This is a genomic window from Nonomuraea sp. CA-143628 (assembly GCF_050942315.1).
GTDB lineage: Bacteria > Actinomycetota > Actinomycetes > Streptosporangiales > Streptosporangiaceae > Nonomuraea.
Window position 1 is genome coordinate 3,702,104 of sequence record NZ_CP192072.1, and the last position, 20,402, is coordinate 3,722,505.

A 20,402-nucleotide genomic window follows, 5' to 3' on the forward strand; every position below is an offset into this window, starting at 1 on the left:
AGTGGACAAATGGCGCATTCGTGACGGCTTTTGCGGGGAATTACCCCGCTATGAGCACAAAATCCCAGGCCAGAGCACTCCTGCTGGCGGCAGTCGTCCCGGCGTTGCTCGTCACGGGCTGTGCCGCGGGCGGTAACGATATGCGACTCATGGGCGCGGCCGCATCGCCGATGCCCTCCGAATCAGGCCCGACACCGGCCGAATCGGAGTCGGGCAACATGAGCCCGATGCCGTCCGAGTCGGGCAACATGAGCCCCGAACCATCCGAGAGCGCGTCGATGGCGCCGATGACCACGCCGCGCGCGGCCGTAGAGGCGTTCTTCGACGCCGCCAAGGCCGGAGAGCCGGACAAGGCAGTCGAGGCGTTCGCCACCGACGGCATGGCGGCCGTGGAAGGCAAGCCGACCGCACAGGGCACCGACGCGCTGACCACGCTGTTCAAGGAGCTGTTCAAGGCGAAGATGATCGCCACGCACACCTTCGACGAGACACGCATGATGGGCGACGTGGCCTTGGTCCGGACCACCAGTACCGAGGGCAGCGAGAAGTACCGCGAGTTCTTCGTCCTCAAGAAGTCCGGCAATGAGTGGAAGATCGAGCGTTACATCAACAACACCGTGTCGGAGTGAGCGGGCCGGATCAGCGCTCGTAAGCCCCCGACGGAACCAGCCCCCACCGAGACCATGGCCGCCACAGTGGCGGCCATGGCCATGCGCGGTGAGTTGGGGGGCGACCTAACCTGGGGGACATGCAGGACCTTTCGGCGTTTCAGCATCCGCGCTTCGCCCGCATGTACGAGCGGCTCAGCGCCGAGGCCGAGCGGCACGGCATGACCGGGCTGCGGCGCCGGCTGCTGTCCGGGCTCAGCGGCCGAGTGGTGGAGGTGGGCGCCGGAAACGGGCTGAACTTTCCGCACTATCCCCCGCAGGTGTCCGAGGTCGTCGCCATCGAGCCGGAGGACCGGCTGCGCGCGCTGGGGGAGCGGGCCGCGGCCCTGGCGCCGGTGCCCGTCACGGTGGTGCGGGGGCACGGCGGTTCGTTGCCGTACGAGGCCGGGTCGTTCGACGCGGCCGTGGTGTCGCTGGTGCTGTGCTCCGTCCCCGACTCGGGCGTGCTGCTGGCCGAGCTGCGCAGGGTGCTCAAGCCGGGCGGTGAGCTGCGCTTCTTCGAGCACGTACGCTCGGCGAACCCGGTCCGGGGCGTGCTGCAGGATCTCATCACCCCGCTGTGGCGGCTGGTGGCCGGAGACTGCCGCCCCAACCGGGACACCGGGGCGGCGATCCGGGAGGCGGGGTTCGTGATCGAGGACTCCGACCGGTTCACCCACAAGGCGACGCCGAAGGCACCTGCCTTGACTCACATCCTGGGGCGCGCCCGCAGGCCATAGCGCGCTGGGCGGCAGTTGATACCGTGAGGCTTATCACTACCGCTCTTAGTAGATGGCCTGGGGTGTGATCGATGCAGGCGTTGCTGGCGATGCTCGGTCTGGTCGCCCTGCTCGCCGCGGGTGTGGCCGGGGTGTACGCCGGATCGCTGGTCCTCGCGCCCCGGGGGACCTCGCGGGTGAGCCCGTACCTGTCGGGCGGGCGGCCGCCGGAGCACGCGCTGTCCCGGTTCCACGTCCGCTGGTATGCCGTGACGCTCGTTTTCCTCGCCTTCGACATGGAGATGATCTTCATGTTCCCGTGGGCGCTCGTGGTGGCCGAGGTGGGGAGTGCGGCGGTGGTGGAGATGTTCGCCTTCCTCGGGTTGCTGATGGTCGGGGTCGTCTACGCGTGGCGGGAGGGGGCGTTCCGTTGGGTGTGAGGCCGGCTGTGAGGTCGGGTGTGCGCGGGTGGCTGATGCGACGGGCGTCCGTGCGGCCGCTGGTCGTCACCGGGGTGTACGGGACGCGTACGCGGCTGCTGGCCGAGGCGGAGGCGACGCGCCGGGGCTGGACCGTCGCCCTGTCACCGGGGGAGGCGAACCTGGTGGTGGTGTGCGGCGTGCCGGGGGAGGAGCTGGCCGAGGCGATACGGGTCGTCTGGGCGGAGGTCGCGAACCCCCGTGCGCTCGTGGAGCCGCCATCGGACGCCACGCCCGACGCGGTCGCGGCGGCGCTGGACGGTGCCGTGGCGAGGCTGGCGGACGAGCCCGGACAACGTCGCGCGGCGGCGGAACGAGAGCCGCCGTCCTGGCCGCCGGAGCCCATGGAGCACGACGGGACGCACGGCGGCATGGAGCACGACGGCATGCACGGCGGCATGGAGCACGACGGCATGCACGGCGGCATGGAGCACGGGCATCACATGGGGAGTCCCGGCGGGGTGGCGATGGCCGATCGTGGGCCGGATCGCGACGGGCTCAAGCTCGACCGGCTCCACGTCCCGCTGGGACCGGTGCTCGCGGACTGGCCCAGCGGGCTGGTCGTGGAGACGATGCTCCAAGGCGACGTGATCCAGGAGGCGACCGTACGAGTCGTCGGCGCGGCCGTGGGCGGGACGAGTTTCTGGGACGAGCCCTGGACGGCCGCGTCTGAGGGGCGGCCGGTGACGCGCGGGGAGGCGGAGCGGCGCCGGGCCGCGGCGCATCTCGACAGCCTCGGGCGGTTGCTGGCCGTGGCCGGGTGGCCTTCGGCGGCGCGGGAGGCCAGATGGCTGCGGGACCGCCTGCTGGCGGGCGAGTCCCGAGCGGGCCTGAGCCGCGACTACGCCGGATTCGCGCGGCGGGTGCGGCGGTCCAGGATCCTCGCCTGGATGCTCCGCGACGTCGGCGCTCCGGCCGCGCACGAGAGCGACGTGGGCGCCATGACCGCAGGTGAGGGCGACATGGGCGCCGCCGCACGTGAGGGTGGCGTGGGGGCCGCCGTCGCACGTGAGGGCGACGTGCTGGGCCGGTTGCGCCGGTGGCTGGAGCGTACCGGAGCCGCCATCGACGCGCTGGCCGACCCGGCACCGCTCGCGGGGGACGACGGGCCGAGGGGTCCCGTGGGGGAGCGGACGTCGGCGGCGGCGCTGGCCGCGCTGCCCCGGCTGCTGGAGGGAGCCGAGCTGGCCGCAGCCCGGCTGATCGTGGCCGCTCTCGACCCCGACCTCGACCAGCTCGCCCAGGAGGCGTTCCATGCTCGGTGAGGTCCTCGGGCTGGCCGCCGCGCTGGCGGTGCTCGTATGGGGCGCGGCGGCACTCGACGCCTGCCTGGGCGCGCCCCGGTCGACGCGGTCGGTGGCCGAGAGCGCGGCCCGGCCGTGGCGGGAGGCGGCTCGGCTGCTGACGCAGCAGCGGCGCCTGACGCTTCTGCCCGACGTCCTGCTGGCCCGCGTCGGCATCCTGACCCTGCTCCTGGCCTCCGTCCTGGCCGCCGCCGTGCTGCCGCTCGGCCGGGCGCCGGTGGCGGAGCTGGATGTCGGGATCGTGTGGTTCAACGCCATGGAGGTGTGCGTCTGGCCGGCGCTCTGGCTGACCGGCTGGGGCGCCAACTCTGTGTTCCCGCTGGTCGGCGGCTACCGGTTCGTCGCTCAGGGGCTGGCCTACGAGCTGCCGCACATGTTCGCCCTGATCACCGTCGCGCTGGGCGCGGGGTCGCTGCGGATGACCGACGTCGTCCAGGCGCAGTACGGCCTCTGGTACGCCGTCTGGATGCCCGCCGCCTTCCTCGTCTACCTGATCTCGGCGCTGGCCATGGCGTTCTGGGGGCCGATGGGGCAGCCGCTCGGCCGCGACCTCGCCGGGGGAGTGCCCGCCGAGCTGTCCGGCGCCGATCGGCTGCTGTTTCAGACCGGACGGTACGCGGTGCTCGTGGTGGCCGCCGCCGCGGCTGTGCCCCTGTTCCTCGGGGGCGGCGCGGGGCCGTGGCTGCCCGCCTGGGCGTGGACCCTGATCAAGACCGTCGCCGTGCTGGCCCTGCTGGTCGTGGCCGGCCACCGGCTGCCGGCCGTACGGATGGATCGGTTCATGGGGTTCTCCTGGCTGGTGCTGATCCCGCTCACACTGGCGCAGCTGCTCGTGGTCGCGATCGTGGTGCTGCCATGAGCGTCGCCTTCTGGGTTCTCGCCGTGGTGGCGGTGGCGGCCGGCGTCATGGTGTTCGTGGTGGACTCGATGGCGCGGGCGACCTTCGCGCTACTGGCCTCGCTGCTGGCCGTCGGCGGCACGTTCCTGCTCATCGACCTGCGCTATCTCGGTGTGCTGATCGTCCTGATGATGGTCATGGAGATGATGATCATGGCTGTCTTCATGATCATGTACATGATGAACCCGGCGGGGCTGATGCCGATGAAGATGGTGCACAACAATCGGGCCGCCGCGCTCATCGCCGGGACCGTGTTCGTGCTGCTGGCGGCGGGGGCGCTGCTCACCCCCTGGCCGGCCGCGAAACAGCGCCCGGACGGCGACCCCACCCACACGCTCGGGCTGGCGATCATGGGGCCGAAGATGCTCGTGATGATGGTCATCGGGGTGGCCATCCTGGCCACGATGATCTCCACCGTGGTGCTCGCCACGCACCGGGGGCGCTACGACCGATGACTCTTCAGGGCTTCCTGCTGCTCGCCGCCGCGCTCTTCGCGGTCGGTCTGTACGGCGTGCTGTCCCAGCAGTCGATCGTCATGCTCATGATGGGCCTCGAACTCATGATCAACGGCCTGATCGTGGCCGGCGGCGCCTTCTGGTACTACGTCGCCCCCGAGAACGCCGACGGCCAGGTGCTCGTGCTCGTCGCCGTGACCGTGATGGCGCTGGAGATGGCGATGGGATTCGCCGTCGTGACCGCGATCTTCCGGGCCCGCGACGTGGACGTGACGGACGAAGCCGGGGATCTCAAGGAATGACCGCCTTCCTCTGGCTGCTGCCCGGCCTCCCCATCGCCGTGGGCGCCGTCCTCCTGCTGGTCCGGCGGGCGGCCAGGCCGGTGGCCATCACTGCGGCCGTCGCCACTCTGGGACTGGCCGTCCATGCCGCGCTGGCCCGGCCCCAGGTCGGCGCGAGGCTGTTCTTCGACTCCGGGCTGGCCGTGGACGGGCTGTCGGCGGCGATGGTGGTGACCGTGGCGGCGGTGGCGCTGGCCGTGCTGGTCTTCGCCGCCGGGGAGTTGCGCGAGGCGCGGTTCTTCGGGCTTATGCTGATCTTCGTCGGCGCGATGCTGCTGACCGTGACCGCCCCCGACCTGGTGCTGCTGCTCATGGGGTGGGAGGTCATGGGCGCGATGTCGTACGCGCTCATCGGCTACTGGTGGCACGACGGCGAGCGGGTGCGCTCGGCGACGATCGCTTTCGTCACCACCCGGGCGGGCGACCTCGGCCTGTACTTCGCCGCCGGTGCCGCCTTCGCGGGCGCGCTGGCCGCCACCGGAACCGCGGATGGGGCGTTCAGGCTGGCCCACCTGTCCGAGAACCCGTGGCGGGACCTGATCGCGGCCGGGATCGTGCTGGCGGCGCTCGGGAAGTCGGCGCAGGTGCCGTTCTCCTTCTGGCTGTCGCGGGCGATGGCCGGGCCCAGCCCGGTGTCCGCGCTGCTGCACTCGGCGACCATGGTGGCCGCCGGGGCGTACCTGCTGCTGCGGGTCCAGCCGCTGCTCGCCGCGACCGGATGGGCGGCGGCGGTGGTGGCGTGGGCCGGGGCGGTGACCGCGCTGCTGCTCGGGGCCGTCGCTGTCGCGCAGCGGGATCTCAAGCAACTGCTCGCCGCCTCCACCTGCGCCCAGATCGGGTTCATGGTGCTGGGCGCGGGCGTGGGGGAGGTGCCGGGCGGCGCGGCGCAACTCGTGGCGCACGCGGCGGTCAAGAGCCTGCTCTTCCTCGGGGCCGGGGCGTGGCTGGCGGCGCTCGGCACCAAGGACCTGACCGGGCTGCACGGGGCCGCGCGGCGATATCCGCTGGTCGGGGTCACGTTCGGGATCGGGGCGCTGGCTCTGGCCGGGGTACCGCCGCTGTCGTTGTGGCTGACGAAGGACGCGGTGCTCGGGGCGGTGCGGGAACCGGCGCTGTACGGGGTGGCGTTCGCGGGCGCGCTGCTGGGCGCCGCCTATGCCGCCAAGGCGCTGGTGGCCGTCTGGCGGCCCGTGGACGCGGGCACCCGTGACGACACCGAGCAGCAGGGCACGCGGCGGGTGGGGGCGCTGGAACGGTTGCCGCTGCCGGTGCTCGCCCTGGGGGCCATCGTTCTGGGCCTGCCCGTCCTGGCCGGCGGCTGGTGGCACGTGACCGGGCTCTCGGCCGGTGAGCTGGCCCTTTCGGGGACGCTGGCCTCGGCCGTGGCGCTCGCCGTGGGCTTCGCGACCTGGAACCGTGCGGACGCTGCGCCGAGGGCGGCCGTGCCGGACGTTGTGCCGGGCGAGGCCGGGTCAGGGGATCGGGCGGTCGTGACGGGGGACCCGCGAGGACTGTTCGCCGGCTGGCTGTGGCTGGAGCGGGCCGCCGTCGCCCTGGTGTGGCGGCCGTTGACGGCCGTGGCCAGGGCCGCCGCGTGGTTCGACGATCGGGTGGTCGACGGCGCCGTCAACGCCGTACCCCGCCTGGGGATGGCCGCCGCGCGCCTGGCGCGCAGGCCGTTCGAGTCGGGTATCGACGGCGTCGTCCGGACGATGGCCGGTGCGGCCGGACGGCTCGGCACACTGGCCCGGCGCCCGCAGACCGGCCAGGTGCACACGTATTTCGCCCAGGCGGCCGTCGCGCTGATCGTGCTGGCCGTCGTGTTCACGCTGGCGAGGTGAGCGTGCTCGATATCGTGATCTTCCTCCCCCTGGTGGCGGCGGCCGTGACGGCGGTGCTCCCGCCCGGCAAGGCCGCCGGATGGCTGTGGGCCGGTGTCTCCGCGCTGGACCTGGCCCTGGTGATCGCCATGTGGGCGGGCTACCAGGGCGGCATCGGCTATGAGACGAGGCTGCGCTGGATGCCCTCCGTGGGCGCGGGCTACCACGTCGGCGTCGACGGGCTGTCGCTGCCACTGATCGCGATGACCGCGCTGTTGTTCCTGGTCTGCGCCGTCTACTCGCTCGGGCGGGCCAGTAGGGCGTACGCGGCGTTGTTCCTGTTCCTGCAGACGGTCTCCATCGGCCTGTTCGCGGCGCTCGACCTGCTGCTGTTCTTCGTCTTCTTCGACCTGTCGATCGTCGGCATGTACTTCGTGATCGTCGGCTGGGGCCACGGCGACAGGGTCCGCTCGGCGCTGAAGTTCTTCCTGTACACCTTCCTCGGCTCCCTGGCCCTGCTCCTCGGCTTCATCGGCCTCTATCTCGGCGCCGCGCCGCACACCTTCGACATGGTCGAACTCACCACGAACCCCGCCAAGGCCGGACCCCTGGTCCTGCTCGCGATCGGCGTGGGGCTGGCGATCAAGACGCCGACCGTCCCCGTGCACACCTGGCTGCCGCCCGCCCACACCGACGCGCCCGCCGCCGGCTCGGCCGTCCTCGCCGGGGTGCTGCTCAAGATGGGCACGTACGGTTTCGCCCGCATCGCGATGCCGATGCTGCCGCAGGCGTGGCGGGAGTACGCCTGGGTGATCATCGTGATCGGCGTCGCCGGAGTCCTGTACGGCGCGCTGGTCGCCCTGGCCCAGGAGAACCTGAAGCGGCTGATCGCGTACACCTCCGTCAACCACATGGGCTACATCGTCCTGGCACTCGGCGCGGCGGGCCTCAGCGCCGGGTCGCAGGCCAGGGAGGTGGCGGTCAGCGGCGCGATCACCCAGATGGTCAGCCACGGCCTGCTCACCGGGGCGCTGTTCCTGATCACCGGCATCCTGTGGGAGCGGGGCCACAGCTACGAGATCAGCAAATATGGCGGTATGCCGCCGGTGCTGACCGGGCTGATGGCGGTGGCCGCGTTCGGCTCGCTCGGCATCCCCGGCCTTTCCGGATTTATCGCTGAATTTCAGATTTTCACGGGTGTCATCGGTGCGGGTGCGGTGATCTCCGGCGCGCTGGGCATCGTGGGCATCCTCATCACGGCCGCGCTGTTCCTGCGCGTCCTGCACCGCGGCTTCCTGGGCCGCCCGGGCGAGCTCAGCCCCCAGGTCACCGACGTACGCCCGCGCGAACTGGCCGCCATCGCCCCGCTGCTGATCCTTTCGCTGGTCATCGGCATCGCCCCCCGCTGGCTCCTCGACCTGATCGAACCCGCCTCCGCGGCCATCGTGAACCTGGTCGGCCGGTGAACGAGAACCCCCTGGACCTGCTCCCCGAACTGCTGATCCTGCTGGGCGCGGTGGCGGGCCTGCTCACCGGGCTCTTCCTGCCGAGGCATCGGCAGCGGGTCGTCGCCTGGATCTGCGGCCTGGCCCTGGCCGGCGCCACGGCAGCCACCGCCCTGGCCCTGAAAAATCCTGACATGATGGCGTTCGCCGCCTACGCCGTGGACCCGCTCACGAACGTCACCAGGGCCACGGTCGCGATCGCCACCCTGCTCGTGATCGTCCTGGCCACCGGCTGGGCCCGCGGGCACAGCCGCGAGAGCGAGGTCCACGCGCTCCTCCTGCTGGCCGCGCTCGGCACCGTCCTGATGGCGGGCGCCGACGACCTGCTGGTGCTGGTCGCCGCGTACCTGCTGGCCAGCATCCCCGCGTACGCCCTGGCGGGATTCGGCAAGGACGCGCCCGGCACCGAGGCCGCGCTCAAGTACTACCTGATGGGCGCCTTCCTCGGCGTGCTCATGCTGGCCGGCGTCACGATCGTCTACGGCACGGCGGGCACGACCGCCTACCAGGACCTCGACGCCCCGGTCGTGGGCGTGATCCTGCTGCTGGCGGGGCTGCTGTTCAAGGCCGGGGGCGTGCCCGCGCACTTCTGGGTGCCCGACGTCACCGAGGGCGCCTCCAGGCCGGTCGCCGCGTTCGTCACCACGGTGCCGAAGGTCGGCGCGCTCGTGGCGTTGTACCGGCTGGCCGGTGCGGTGTTCGACGAGCCCGCGCTGATCGCGGTGCTCGCCGCGGCCACGATGACCCTGGGCAACCTGGCCGCCTTCCACCAGGACAACGTGCGCCGCCTGCTCGCCTACTCCACGATCAGCCAGGCCGGGTACCTGCTGGTGCCCGTCGCCGTGGCGGGCCGTACCGGTCTGGCCTCACTGGCGCTGCTGTACTACGTGGCCGCGTACGCGATCACCAATCTGGGCGCGTTCGCCGTGGTCGTGGCCTTGGGCTCCGACCGGCTCGGGGACTACACGGGGCTGGCCAGGCGGTCGCCGTGGGCGGCGTTCGCGCTGGTGGTGTGCCTGCTGGGGCTGATCGGCACGCCGCCCACCGGGGTGTTCGTGGGGAAGCTACTCGTGTTCGCGGCGGCCTGGGACGGCGATTACGCCTGGCTGGCCGTGGTGGTGGCGGTCAATACGGTGGCCAGCGTCTTCTACTACCTGAGGTGGATCCGTCCGCTCTTCGCCAGGGAGGGCGGCGTGGGCTCGGCTCGGGGATGGCTCGCGCCGGTCATCGCGGTGGTGTCCGTGGTGTTCGGGCTGGCGGGCGGGATCGTCCTGCTGGTCCTGCCGTAACGGCCGGCGGGACGCCGGCCCCGCCGTAGCGGGCCGCTCGTCGCACCGGTGGCCGCGCTGCCGGTCAGAGGTCGCGTTCCTGCTGGTCGAGGATGGCGACGGAGATCGCCACGGCGGCACCGGGATCGCCGTCCTCGATCGCCCGCAGCAGTTCCTCGTGCGACCCGTCGAGCACCAGTGCCGCCTGCTCCATGTGGCGGACGCTGTCGCGCAACGCCTCGCTCATGCTCCGGTAGAGGTCGCCGAGCAGCGGGTTGTGCGCCGCGTCCGCCACCCGCAGGTGGAAGTCGACGTCCGCGTCGGCGAAGGCGTCCACGTTGCCCGCCCGCCCGGCCGCGTCCCGCCGGACGAGCGCCTCCCGCAGGCCGGTGAGGTCCTCTTCGGTCCGCTTCCCGGCGGCCAGCCGGGCGGCCACCATGTCGAGGCCGCGCCGCACGTCGATGATGTCCATCGCGGCCGCCTTGGCCAGCCTCCTGCCCAGCGCGACCTGCGACTCGTCGACCGCCGTGACGTAGGTGCCGTCACCCTGGCGGGTGGTCAGCAGCCCGGAGTGGGCCAGCACGCGCACGGCCTCCCGCACCGAGAGCCGGCTCATGCCGAGGGTCTCCGCGAGCCGGAGCTCGGACGGGATCTTCGTCCCCACCGGCCACGCGCCGCTGGTGATCTCCTCCCGGAGCTCCTCGATCGCGGCGTCCACGAGGGAGGTCCGCGCCACGTTTCGCATGAGCCGTTCGCCGCTTCTCAGTGATTGCCTAAAGGAAACCGTATCCTAAGCGGCCGCCAGGTGATCGGTCATCGACCGGGGTCAGCGCTCGCAGACGACGCCGTCGCCGTCGCGGTCCTGGTACCAGGCGTACTCGGGGTCCACGCCCTTCCGGTACGGGCCGTACCCGGCGGCGTTCGCCTCGCCGCAGGTACGGAAGCGCTGGTCATTGCCGGTCGGGGTCGGGGTCGTAGTGCCGGTGTCGCACTTGCCGGACCAGACGCGCAGTTTCTGCCGCTTGGCCACGGCCTCCTCGCTCCGCATGACCTTGATGTAGCGGTCATTCGGTTTGACCAGGACCGCCTTCGCGTAGCCGTACCGGACGAGGTTGCGGTTGACGTGCACGCCCTTGGCGTTCCACACGTAGAACAGCCGGCGGCCGAAGCCGTCCACGGGCTTCTTGTCGGCGACGACGTACGCGAGCCGGCCGACCGGCAGCAGCGCCGCCGTGCGCTGGGTCGCGGCCTTGCCCCAGCACTGGCCGCGCTCGGGAGCGTCCGACTCCAGGAACATGACGCGCGTCTTCTTGCCGTCGCCGGTCGTGACGTCGATCGTGTCGCCGTTCACGATCTTGGCCACGCGTACGCTCATCGCGCCTTTCGGCACTCCGGCGGGAGGTCCGGCGGCGTACGCGGGAGCGGGAGCGGCGAGCAGGACGACGGCGGTGAGGCTGATGATGCGCATGGGCCCTCCTTGGGATCGGGGTGGGTTGGACGCCTCATCGTTCACGGAGGTGCACTCACGTCATTGGCCGGATGCGGTCATATCCGCCCGACACGCCCCTGCACGTAGGTGCACCGGATCTTGTCAGGCCCCCTGCCGGGTGAGAGATTGCGGGTACTTTGGCGCCCATCGTCTCGGAGGACACGCGTGCCTCAATTACGCCCGGCCCTCATCGCCGTCGCCCTGACCATGGCGATCGCGAGTCCCGCGCAAGCGGCCGCCGGACCAAGGATCACCGTTGAGAACGGCCGTACACAGCCGGTCTTCTCCTACGCGGACGCCGTCCGCGAATACGTCTACGTCGAGTCGAGCGTCGACAGCGATTCCGACGGCCGGCTGGACAGGGTCCGCGTCGACATCATCAGACCCAAGGAGTCCGGTCCTCGGCTCAAGGTGCCGGTGATCATCGATGAGAGTCCGTACTACGACAATTCCGGACGCGGCAACGAGGCCGAGCGGAAGGTCTACGACGCCGCCGGAAATGTCGCGAAATTTCCGCTCTTCTATGACAACTACTTCGTGCCACGCGGCTACGCCGTACTGAACGTCGACATGCTCGGCACCACCAAGTCCGAAGGCTGCCCGGACATCGGCGGCAAGGCGGACGTCCTGGGCGGCAAGGCCGTCGTGGACTGGCTGAACGGCCGGGCCAAGGCCTACCGCGCGGACGGCACCCAGGCCGTGGCCGACTGGACCACCGGCAAGGCCGGGATGATCGGCAAGTCCTACGACGGCACCCTGGCCAACGCCGTCGCCGCCACCGGGGTGCGCGGCCTGGAGACGATCGTGCCGATCTCGGCGATCAGCTCCTGGTACAGGTACCAGCGCTCGAACGGCGTGGTCTACAACTACGACTACGCCTCCTGGCTGGCCAACTACGTCGACACCGATCCCGAGGCCAAGTGCCAGGCCGTACGGGATCGCATGGACGCCGAGGACGGCGACGCCACAGGCGACTACAACGCCTTCTGGGCCGAGCGCGACTACGTCAACGGCCTGCTCGGCGACGCCTCCAAGGTCAGGGCCAGCGTCTTCGTGGTGCACACCGCCAACGACCTGAACGTCAAGCCGGACAACTTCTCCACCTGGTGGCAGGCCCTGGCCAAGCGGAACGTACCGCGCAAGATCTGGGTGGGCCAGTACCAGCACGTGGACCCGTTCGACTTCGAGGGCCGCAGGGACGTGTGGGTGGACACGCTGCACGGCTGGTTCGACTACTGGCTGCAGGGCGTACGCAATGGGATCATGAACGCCCCGCGCGCCGACGTGCAGACCGGACCGACGCAGTGGATCACCCAGCGCGACTGGCCGGCGCCGTTCGCGACGAACGTCCCGCTCCGGCCGGCCGCCGACGGCTCGCTCGGTCTCGTCGCCGCCAGGCGTGACGCCAACGCGTCCTTCACGGACGTGCCGCTCGACGAGGAGGAGATGATCGCCGACGTCGGTACGGCCAAGCCGGGCCGGGTGGCGTTCACCAGCGGCGCGCTCCCGCTCGACCTGCGCCTGTCCGGCACGCCCACGGCCGACCTGCGGGTCAAGCTGGACAAGCCGGCCGCCAACCTGACCGCCCTGCTCGTCGACTTCGGCGAGGCGAACCGCGTCGACTGGGGGCGCGGCCAGGGCATCACCACGCTCGCCGAGGAGGACTGCCACGGCGACAGCACCGCCGCCGACGACGCCTGCTACCGCAAGGTGACCACGAACACCGTGACGCGGCCCGCCGAGATCGTCGCCCGCGGCTGGATCGACGTGCAGAACCGCGACTCGCTCAGCGCGTCGTCGCCATTGCCGGTCGGTACGTGGGGCAGGGTCAAGTGGCAGACGCTGCCGCACGACTACACCTTCCGGAAGGGACACCGGATCGCCCTGGTGCTCGCGGGCACCGACGCGACGTACACCTCTGAGGCCGGTACGGGCGCGAACGTCACGCTCGATTTGGCCAGGAGCAGTGTGATCGTGCCGTTCACGCAAGGGGCGCCGCTGGTGGACGTGCCGAAGGACACGACCCAGTTCCGCGGACCGGCGCGGATCGACCTGCCGGAGCCGGAGAACTCCTTCTTCTAGGTCCTCTTCGTGGTGGCGGGCCCGCCCGCCACCACATGGAGGTTCATCCGGAGCCGGGCGGCGGCTGGTGCTGGGCTCCCTCGCCGCCGGTGGCGGGCCCGCCGCAGTTCGTCCAGTAGCCGCCGCCCTTGCCGTCGGACACGTACGATCCCTTGGCGTTGGCAACGGTCCAGCTCACGCGCAGGGTGAGTGTCCCGCTGCCGCGCACGAGGCCCGTGGTGCTCTGGCCGTCGCCGCTGGACGTGCCGGTCCACCGTACGGTGACCTTGCCGAACTCGGTGGCGGGCGGCCCCGGGCAGCCGGGCCGCGACGCGGGCGCCTGGACGCGGAACGCGTGCGCGGAGACCGCGATCCCCTTCGTCCCGGACACCGTGGTGATCTTGCAGCTTCCCGGACAGACCAGCCCGAATGATCCGGTACGGCGGGTGCCCAGGTTGAGCGACGACGGCGACAGCCTCGCGACCGGCGGCCTGGGGCCGGGCAGACTCACCTTCTGCGGCCGGACCTCGCCGGTGACGGTGTCACTCATCTTGGAGTCCGGATTGGCCGTCGGGGCCGCCGGCACGTCCGTGGGCGGTGGGACCACCGTGGGGTTGAGCATGAGGTTGGGGGTGCTCCCGCTCCCCGGCGGTACGGCCGGGGCGCTGCCGGGGCCGGACAGCTTGGTCTGCGGCTCGGGCACCTCGGGCTGGTGGCGGCTCTGGATGCCGGACCAGGCGAGGCTCGCCACCAGCATCCCGGCGCCGACGAGCAGCCCCACCGTGGCTATGGACCGGATGGAGAACCGGCCGTCGGACTCGTACTCGCCCGGGCGGTTGCGCCAGAACTCGGTCTGCTGGTCGTCCTGACCGTTACGCCAGAACTCCGACCCCGGACCGTCCTCCGCGTCGCTGTCGGTGCTCTGGGTCGCGACCAGCAGGTCTCGGTGCTCGCCGGTCGCCATGATCAGGGCGTCTCGGAGCGTGGCCGCGGTCGTGAACAGGGCCTCCGCGCGGGCGTCGGCCTGGGTGCCCGCGTGGGTGTCCGCGTAGGCGTCCGTCGCGGGGAATGGCGCGTCGTGGCGGGTGCCGGGCGCGGTGACCAGGGCGTCCCGTTGGGTGCCTGCGATCAGGGTGTCCGTAGTTGGGGTCGCGCTCTGGGCGCCGGGCCGGGTGCCCGTCGTGGCGAACTGTCCGTTCCGGCCGGTGCCCGTCGTGGCGAGCTGTCCGTTTCGGCCGGTGTCTGCAGTGGTGAGCTGTCCGTTTCGGTGAGCTTCGCCGGTGGCGGTCTGGGCGTCCCGGTGAGTGTCGGGGGCACCCCGGCGGTTGCCGGGGACGGTCGCGTCCCGGTGCGGGCTCGTGGTCGTGGCGTCCCGGCGGCTGCCCGGGGCTGACGGGGCCGGGCGGCTCCTGGTGGCGGGGGTGTCCCGGCGGGTGCCGCTGGCCGCGACGAAGACGCCCTGCCGGTCGCGGGCCGTGGCCACCAGGACGTCCCGCTGGCGATCCCCGAAGGGGTGACGACCACGCGGTCCGGCACCGGCCGGGCCACGATCGGACGCGTCGGGCCGCACATGGCCGTTCGAGGTGTCGGGTGATGCCTGCCCGTTCGACCTGTCCAACGGTGCCTGGCCGTTCGACGCGTCGCGCATGGGTGGGTCGCCGACGGGGGCGCTCGGCACGGGCGGGCCACCGATGACCAGCCCGGGCAGCCGCAGGACCGGCTCCGGCGGAGACGAGACCGGCTCAGCCGGCGACGAGACTCGGCCGGGCGGAGACGAGACCGGCTCAGCCGGCGGCGCGACCCGGCCGGGCGGTGGTGAGACCCGCTCAGACAGCGCGGACCCACCCAGGCGAGCATCCCCGACTGGCGGACGGCTGGCCGGGACATCGCGCGGGGGAGCGGCAGGCGCCTCGCAGACGGGGGCGGCCAGGAGGCCGTGAGCGGATGGGCCGGTGGCCGGAGCGCGTCGCGGGAGCGGCCCGGCAGCGGGCTTCCGGGCGAGCGGAATGGTGGTCTCGTGCTCGAGAGCCGCCGAAAGCGCATCCGGATCGGACCGCTGGTGCGGGATGGCGGTCGAGGCGTCGCTGCGGGGCGGGTCAGCCGCGGGGGTGCTGTACGCCGAGGCGCCGGAGTGGAGTGGGGCGGATGCCGGGGTGCTGGAGCGGGGCGGGGTGGTGGTCGGGGCGCGGTGGCTCCGGTGGGGTTTGCGTTCCTGGCCGGCGGCAGCCGCGCCCGCCGCCGGCCAGGCGCTACCCCTGATCGCCGCCGTGGGGTCGGCGATCGGGGAGATCAACATCGGGGCGGCCTCGACCAGCCCCCGAACCTGCACGGGGAACCCGTCCACCCGCCACAGCTCGCCCGCGTCCGGAAGCGGCTGAGCCCACGTCAGGCGGTCGCGCAGCGTGGGGGGAGCGGTGGCGATGGGCAGCTCGCGCAGCAGTGTGGCCGCCACCACGGCCCGGGGCGCCGCCCGGCACGTGGGGCAGGTGGGGATGTGGCGGCTGATGCGGGCCCGGTTGCGCCGCGTGGGCGTGGTCGCCCAGGCCGACACCTTGGCCGCGAGCTGACCGCACCCGTTGGCGGATCGGGCGGCGATGACGGCGGAGAACCAGCGCTCGACCCCGCGGGCCGCCTCGCTCACGATGACATCCACGTCCGGAGGCGTCACATCGAAGATCACGGCGATCTCCTGATGCGCGAGGCCGTGCCGTACGGACAGGTCCAGCAGCTCCCGCTGCGGGCCGTCCAGCGCGCGCAGGGCCTCGGGCAGCAGGTCCGGCATCCGGCCGGAACGCGACCACGAGCCGATGCTCGCCGGGCCGGCCACGGCCGCGCGATGCGCCCGGGCCAGCCCATAGAGCCACGGCCGCACCAGGGAGGAGTCGACGACCCGGTGCGTGTGGCCGTACGCCGACAGCAGCGCCCCGGCGACCGCCAGCTCGGCCTCGCTCTGGGCGAGTTCGGTGCGGCAATAGTCATAGAGGTGGGAGCCGTACTCGTCGCACAGCTCGCGGATTTCCTCGCGTACGTCGTCGGTCAGCGTCCGCCACATCACCCGTGCCACCTCCTTAGTCGAAAAGCAGAGCCTCCGGAAGCCTCAGCCGGGTAACTGCTCCGCGATCTCCGTAGCCCAGTAGGTGATCACGCTCCCGGCGCCGGCTCGGCGGATCGCCATGAGGCTTTCCCGGATGGCCCGGTCGCGCATGAGCCACCCTTGAGCGGCGGCGGCCTCGATCGCCGAGTACTCGCCGGATGTCTGGTAGGCGGCGACCGGCACACGGACCGTGTCGGCCACCATGCGTACGATGTCCAGGTAGTGGCCCGCCGGTTTGACCATCACCATGTCGGCCCCCTCCTCGATGTCCAGGAGCACCTCGCGCAGCGCCTCGCGGCTGTTGGCGGGGTCCTGCTGGGCGGTCGAGCGGGTGCCGGTCAGTCGCGATTCGACGGCGTCGCGGAAGGGGCCGTAGAAGGCGGAGTCATACTTGGCGGCGTAGGCCAGGATCGCCACCCGGTGGTGACCGGCCTGGTCGAGCGCCTGGCGGACGGCGGCGACCTGGCCGTCCATCATGCCGCTCGGGGCCACCACCTGGGCGCCGGCGTTGGCCTGGGCGATGGCGACCTGGGCGTAGGCGCGCAGGGTGGCGTCGTTGTCGACGTCGCCGGTCGCGTCGAGGATGCCGACCTGGCCGTGTTCGGTGTATTCGTCCAGGTTGATGTCGCTGATCACCACGGTGGCGTCGCCGACCTCGGCGGCGACGTCGGCGATGGCCAGTTGCGCGATGCCGTACGGGTCCCAGGCGCCGTACCCCTCGGGGTCCTTGGCGGCCGGGATGCCGAAGATCAGCAGGCCGCCGACGCCGGCGGTGGCCGCGGCCGAGGCGGCCTTGCGCAGGCTGTCGCGGCTGTGCTGGACCTGGCCCGGCATGCTGGGGATCTCTCGGGGTTCCTCCAGTCCTTCGCGGACGAACAAGGGCTGGATCAGGTCGGCCGGGTGCAGCCGCGTTTCGGCGACCAGGCCACGCAGGGCGGACGTGCGCCGCAGGCGGCGGGGACGGTCTGCGGGGAAGCTCATGGGTTCTAGCCTCCGATTACCTTGCCGAGAAAAACACGTTCCGCGTGCCTGACGGCGTCCGCGGGCGGGAGCCGGAACCAGTAGCCGGAGGTGCTGCGCGCGGTGATGTTGAGCCGGCGCAGGTGGCACAGGTGTTCGGCCGTCTTGACCGCCAGCCCGTCCGGGTCGATCACCGGCAGGCCGTGCAGTTCGTGCACCCCTAGGTGGACGAGGATCTCGTTCGGGATGCCTTCGGCGGGGACCAGCCACTGCGCCCCCGCGTCCGCCGCCCGTTTCGCGGCCTTCGTGTAGGCCGCCAGCAGCGGCCCGAAGTCCTCGGCCAGGGCTCGCTGGACGAGGGTGGTGCCGTCCTCTACCACCTGATATGAGGCCAGGTCGGCGCCCGCCGCCCGGATGTTCTCGGTGATGGGCTCGGCCAGATGCGGGATGAAGCCGATCAGGCCCAGCCGGTGGCGTTCCATGCGTGCCGCCTGCCAGACGGCGTCGCCGTAGCCGACCACGGGGATCGATACGCGCGAGCGGGCGGCGGCCAGCCCGGGGTCCTGCCCCGCGCCGCTGATCCAGGCCACGCACCCGTCGCGTTCGGCCGCGACGGCCGTCTGCGCGAAGTAGTTGCCGAACAGCAGTCCCAGCTGCCCGTATCCGACCAGGTGCTCGGGCAGGTCGGTGCCGTATGTGTCGGCCGGCAGCGTGTGGATCTCCACCTTGGTGCCGGGTTCGGTGATCTTGGACAGGTGCTCGGCGTAAAGCTTGTCCAGCAGCGCGGAACGACCCTCGACGGTGTGTTTCTGGAACCAGATGCGCATATCAGCCATGCCTCACGTGAGATTGATGGGGCCTTAAGCGATCGGGCATTGTGTCGAGCATCGAGGCTTGCGCCAGGTAGGCGCGGGTGGACTCCGGATCGCCGGCGATGGCGCGCAGTCCCGCCATTGCCGCCGCCAGCTTGGTGTTGTCCCGGTCCTGTACGCCGGCCACCCGCGCCTCACTGCGCGGGATCACCCGGTTGACCAGTACGGTGCGCCGCCGCCAGGCCCACGCGTCCAGTGCGGCGGGTGCGGTGAATCCGCCGAGCACGGCCGCGAGCACCTGGCCGATCTCGACGGCGTCGTGGATGCCGGCGTTCATGTTCAGGCCGCCGGCGGTGGAGGTCAGGTGGGCGGCGTCCCCGGCGAACAGCACCCGCCCGCACCGGTAGTCGCCCAGCACGCCGCGGGCCAGGCTGTAGCGGTCGGCCCCGATCACCCGGATCGGCGCCTGCTCGGTGGGCAGGGCACGGAACAGCAGCTTGGCCACGTTCTGGGGATTGAGCGGGTCGCGGGTGTCGTGCGGGATCCTGATGATGATCCGCCAGTGATCGGGCAGCGCCAGCAGGCTGCACGACTGCCGGGAGTCGCGTATGTAGGTCAGTGGCGCCAGGCCGGGCAGCAGCGCGTCGAGCGGTGAGTCGGTGAAGATCCGCAGCGCCTGCGTCGGATACTCCGAGCGGGGGAACGGCAGGCCGAGCGAGCTGCGCACGGTGCTGTGCGCGCCGTCCGCCGCGACCACGTAGCGGGCCCGCGCCCACGTACGGCCGATGCGCAGCCGGACGCCCGTGCCGCCCTCGGCCACTCCGTCGATGGGGGTGCCGAAGCGCACGTCCGCCTCCGGGTAGGCCGACAGCGCCTCCAGCAGCAGCGCGGTGAGCGTGGACTGCTCGGCGTGCAGCCGGAACGGGTGCTGGGTCAGGCCGTCGAGGCTGCCCATCAGCATCTCGGCCAGCACCCGGCCCGCCCGGTCCCGCCATTGCACCCGCTCCACCACCCGGCCGCGGGCGATCAGCGGGGTGGCGATCCCGAGCTCCTCCAGCAGGTCGAGCGTGGCCGGGTGGAAGGTCGAGGCGCGCGACTGGCGGTTGAGGCCCGGCTCCCGTTCCAGCACCATCACCGGCACTCCGGCGCGGGCCAGGGTGAGCGCCGCGGTCAGCCCGACCGGGCCCGCGCCGACCACGGTGACGCCGTTCATGACGGCCGGCCCTGTGCCACCGGGCGGTGCGGCACCCGGCTGAGCGTGACCGGCTGCCCGGTCGCGTGCGCCAGCGCCCACCAGGCGCTGCACAGGTTCGAGGTGAGCAGGATCCGGTCGTTTCCGGCGCCCAGGGGGCCCAACGCGGGCAGTGTGGACATCCCGGTGCCGCTGAACAGCACCACCGCGTCGGACGGCAGTCCTGCCTGCTCCACCTGCTCGACCAGCTCGTTCGGCGTGACGTCGTACGGTGAGAAGCCGCCCTGCGCCCTGACCGGTATCACGCGGGAGACGTGCAGACCGGCCGCGGCCCAGAAGCGTTCGGCGAGTTCGGTGAGCCAGGGCTGATACGGCGAGACGAGCACGAACTCCTGCGCCCCGATGTGCTCCAGCGCCTCCCGCGTCGCCAGGGTCGCCGAGGCGAACGGGATGCCCGCCTCACCGCTCAGCTTGTCGCACCTCGCGCGATCTTCCTCGGGTGCGAACAGATATCGCGAGCCGCTGCAGGCCATGACCAGCGCGTCGAGCGGCAGGTTGCCGAACGAGCAGATCATCGCGGGCAGGACCTCGTTGTAGCTCTCCAGCCGCTCCGCCAGGGTGAGGCCGGGGCGTACCGGGAAGCGGCTGACGTACATGTCGGCCCGGGACCCGAACAGGCGCGCCAGTTCGGGCTCCACCGATGGGTTCGCCGGCGGTACGAACACGCCGACCCGGCCCCGGCTCATCCCGCGCTCCCGGCCGGACCGAAGGCGGGCAGTTCCAAGGAGAACAGCTCACGTAAGGCGTCCGCGTAGCTCTCTCCCAGGGGGGAGTCGGCGTAGCTGGTCACCCGGTTGATCGGCTCGTACAGGAAGGCGTCGACCACTCGCTGGACGGCGTCCCTGATCTCGGCGCGGGCGGCGGCGTCCAGGCTGGGGGCACGGGAGGCCAGCCGGCCGAGTTCGGCGTCCGCTACGGCGTTCGCCTTGCGCTTCAGTGCTTGTACGACGGGGACGGTAGGCGGCACCGGCACCGTGGTGGCCCTTCTGGAACCGTAAGGGCAGCGGAACGACGCCCCCAGAACGTTTCCGCCCTCGCCGGCGGTCGTCGGGCGGGTAAGGATGGCCGTCATCAGCAACCCGACCAAGCCGCGGCCCAGAAAGCCGCCTCTCGACGTGCCCGTGCCTCGTCCCAGTCGGTGAGGACGAGCTGTATCTCGCCGCGCTCCACGCCTAGGAGATCCACCGCTGCCCCGATCACGGTATCGGCGAACTCCCGTTGTCTGTCGACTGCCAGTCCTGCTGGGGATTCGACCTGGATGGTGAGCATGAGTTCCTCCTGCGAAGGAGCCTGGGGGG

General features: G+C 71.7%; 20 protein-coding genes. 11 read left to right on the forward strand and 9 right to left on the reverse strand.

What is annotated here, in order from left to right; translation table 11 throughout:
* The first annotated feature begins 50 nt into the window (after positions 1 to 50).
* From ACQP2T_RS17260 to ACQP2T_RS17305, 10 genes are all read left to right on the forward strand, one after another.
* Positions 51 to 629 carry a DUF4440 domain-containing protein gene (locus tag ACQP2T_RS17260; protein WP_433517140.1) on the forward strand — a complete coding sequence of 193 codons (579 nt, stop codon included), beginning with the start codon at positions 51 to 53 and terminating at the stop codon, positions 627 to 629.
* 119 nt (positions 630 to 748) lie between these two features.
* Positions 749 to 1,387 carry a class I SAM-dependent methyltransferase gene (locus ACQP2T_RS17265; protein ID WP_433517141.1) on the forward strand — a complete coding sequence of 213 codons (639 nt, stop codon included), beginning with the start codon at positions 749 to 751 and terminating at the stop codon, positions 1,385 to 1,387.
* Positions 1,388 to 1,458: 71 nt separating this feature from the next.
* Entirely contained in the window at positions 1,459 to 1,806 is a 348-nt protein-coding gene (locus tag ACQP2T_RS17270; protein ID WP_433517142.1) for an NADH-quinone oxidoreductase subunit A, read from the forward strand.
* A 35-nt stretch (positions 1,807 to 1,841) separates the two neighbouring features.
* Complete coding sequence (locus ACQP2T_RS17275) at positions 1,842 to 3,110, forward strand: hypothetical protein (RefSeq protein ID WP_433517143.1); 1,269 nt, start codon at positions 1,842 to 1,844, stop codon at positions 3,108 to 3,110.
* Positions 3,100 to 4,008, forward strand: a complete 909-nt coding sequence (locus ACQP2T_RS17280; RefSeq protein WP_433517144.1) for an NADH-quinone oxidoreductase subunit H — start codon at positions 3,100 to 3,102, stop codon at positions 4,006 to 4,008. The genes ACQP2T_RS17275 and ACQP2T_RS17280 overlap by 11 nt, the downstream gene beginning before the upstream one ends.
* Positions 4,005 to 4,502 carry an NADH-quinone oxidoreductase subunit J gene (locus ACQP2T_RS17285; protein ID WP_433517145.1) on the forward strand — a complete coding sequence of 166 codons (498 nt, stop codon included), beginning with the start codon at positions 4,005 to 4,007 and terminating at the stop codon, positions 4,500 to 4,502. The genes ACQP2T_RS17280 and ACQP2T_RS17285 overlap by 4 nt, the downstream gene beginning before the upstream one ends.
* Positions 4,499 to 4,804: an NADH-quinone oxidoreductase subunit NuoK gene (nuoK, locus tag ACQP2T_RS17290; protein ID WP_433517146.1), complete on the forward strand. Its 306-nt coding sequence runs from the start codon at positions 4,499 to 4,501 to the stop codon at positions 4,802 to 4,804. The genes ACQP2T_RS17285 and nuoK overlap by 4 nt, the downstream gene beginning before the upstream one ends.
* A complete protein-coding gene (locus ACQP2T_RS17295) occupies positions 4,801 to 6,684 on the forward strand; it encodes an NADH-quinone oxidoreductase subunit 5 family protein (RefSeq protein WP_433517147.1) in 1,884 nt (627 codons plus the stop codon). Before nuoK ends, ACQP2T_RS17295 begins: the two co-directional genes overlap by 4 nt.
* Positions 6,681 to 8,129, forward strand: a complete 1,449-nt coding sequence (locus ACQP2T_RS17300) for a complex I subunit 4 family protein (protein ID WP_433517148.1) — start codon at positions 6,681 to 6,683, stop codon at positions 8,127 to 8,129. Before ACQP2T_RS17295 ends, ACQP2T_RS17300 begins: the two co-directional genes overlap by 4 nt.
* The gene (locus tag ACQP2T_RS17305) at positions 8,126 to 9,457 is read left to right on the forward strand and encodes an NADH-quinone oxidoreductase subunit N (protein ID WP_433517149.1); all 1,332 of its coding nucleotides are present in this window, start codon (positions 8,126 to 8,128) and stop codon (positions 9,455 to 9,457) included. The genes ACQP2T_RS17300 and ACQP2T_RS17305 overlap by 4 nt, the downstream gene beginning before the upstream one ends.
* 64 nt (positions 9,458 to 9,521) lie before the next feature.
* On the opposite strand, the gene ACQP2T_RS17310 is transcribed toward ACQP2T_RS17305, so the two are convergent.
* Both ACQP2T_RS17310 and ACQP2T_RS17315 read right to left on the reverse strand, forming a co-directional pair.
* Complete coding sequence (locus tag ACQP2T_RS17310; protein ID WP_433517150.1) at positions 9,522 to 10,181, reverse strand: FadR/GntR family transcriptional regulator; 660 nt, start codon at positions 10,179 to 10,181, stop codon at positions 9,522 to 9,524.
* Between the two features lie 81 nt (positions 10,182 to 10,262).
* Positions 10,263 to 10,904 carry a thermonuclease family protein gene (locus ACQP2T_RS17315; RefSeq protein WP_433517151.1) on the reverse strand — a complete coding sequence of 214 codons (642 nt, stop codon included), beginning with the start codon at positions 10,902 to 10,904 and terminating at the stop codon, positions 10,263 to 10,265.
* Positions 10,905 to 11,090: 186 nt separating this feature from the next.
* Between ACQP2T_RS17315 and ACQP2T_RS17320 the strand changes: the two genes are divergently transcribed.
* Entirely contained in the window at positions 11,091 to 13,007 is a 1,917-nt protein-coding gene (locus ACQP2T_RS17320; RefSeq protein ID WP_433517152.1) for a Xaa-Pro dipeptidyl-peptidase, read from the forward strand.
* Positions 13,008 to 13,050: 43 nt separating this feature from the next.
* Here ACQP2T_RS17320 and ACQP2T_RS17325 read toward each other — a convergent pair whose 3' ends face one another.
* Genes ACQP2T_RS17325 through ACQP2T_RS17355 form a run of 7 tightly spaced genes read right to left on the reverse strand, consistent with a single transcriptional unit; the run spans position 13,051 to position 20,373 of the window.
* Positions 13,051 to 16,041 (reverse strand): hypothetical protein, encoded by a 2,991-nt coding sequence (locus ACQP2T_RS17325; protein WP_433517153.1) that lies wholly within the window; start codon positions 16,039 to 16,041, stop codon positions 13,051 to 13,053.
* Positions 16,042 to 16,083: 42 nt separating this feature from the next.
* On the reverse strand, positions 16,084 to 17,061 hold the full coding sequence (gene hemB / locus ACQP2T_RS17330) for a porphobilinogen synthase (protein ID WP_433517154.1): 978 nt from the start codon (positions 17,059 to 17,061) through the stop codon (positions 16,084 to 16,086).
* A gap of 5 nt (positions 17,062 to 17,066) precedes the next feature.
* Positions 17,067 to 17,876 (reverse strand): aspartate/glutamate racemase family protein, encoded by an 810-nt coding sequence (locus ACQP2T_RS17335; protein ID WP_433517155.1) that lies wholly within the window; start codon positions 17,874 to 17,876, stop codon positions 17,067 to 17,069.
* The gene (locus ACQP2T_RS17340) at positions 17,869 to 19,065 is read right to left on the reverse strand and encodes an FAD-dependent oxidoreductase (protein WP_433517156.1); all 1,197 of its coding nucleotides are present in this window, start codon (positions 19,063 to 19,065) and stop codon (positions 17,869 to 17,871) included. Before ACQP2T_RS17340 ends, ACQP2T_RS17335 begins: the two co-directional genes overlap by 8 nt.
* Positions 19,062 to 19,790 carry a maleate cis-trans isomerase family protein gene (locus tag ACQP2T_RS17345; protein ID WP_364003933.1) on the reverse strand — a complete coding sequence of 243 codons (729 nt, stop codon included), beginning with the start codon at positions 19,788 to 19,790 and terminating at the stop codon, positions 19,062 to 19,064. Before ACQP2T_RS17345 ends, ACQP2T_RS17340 begins: the two co-directional genes overlap by 4 nt.
* Entirely contained in the window at positions 19,787 to 20,176 is a 390-nt protein-coding gene (locus tag ACQP2T_RS17350; protein ID WP_433517157.1) for a hypothetical protein, read from the reverse strand. Before ACQP2T_RS17350 ends, ACQP2T_RS17345 begins: the two co-directional genes overlap by 4 nt.
* Positions 20,176 to 20,373 (reverse strand): hypothetical protein, encoded by a 198-nt coding sequence (locus ACQP2T_RS17355; protein WP_357940570.1) that lies wholly within the window; start codon positions 20,371 to 20,373, stop codon positions 20,176 to 20,178. Before ACQP2T_RS17355 ends, ACQP2T_RS17350 begins: the two co-directional genes overlap by 1 nt.
* Positions 20,374 to 20,402: the final 29 nt, after the last annotated feature.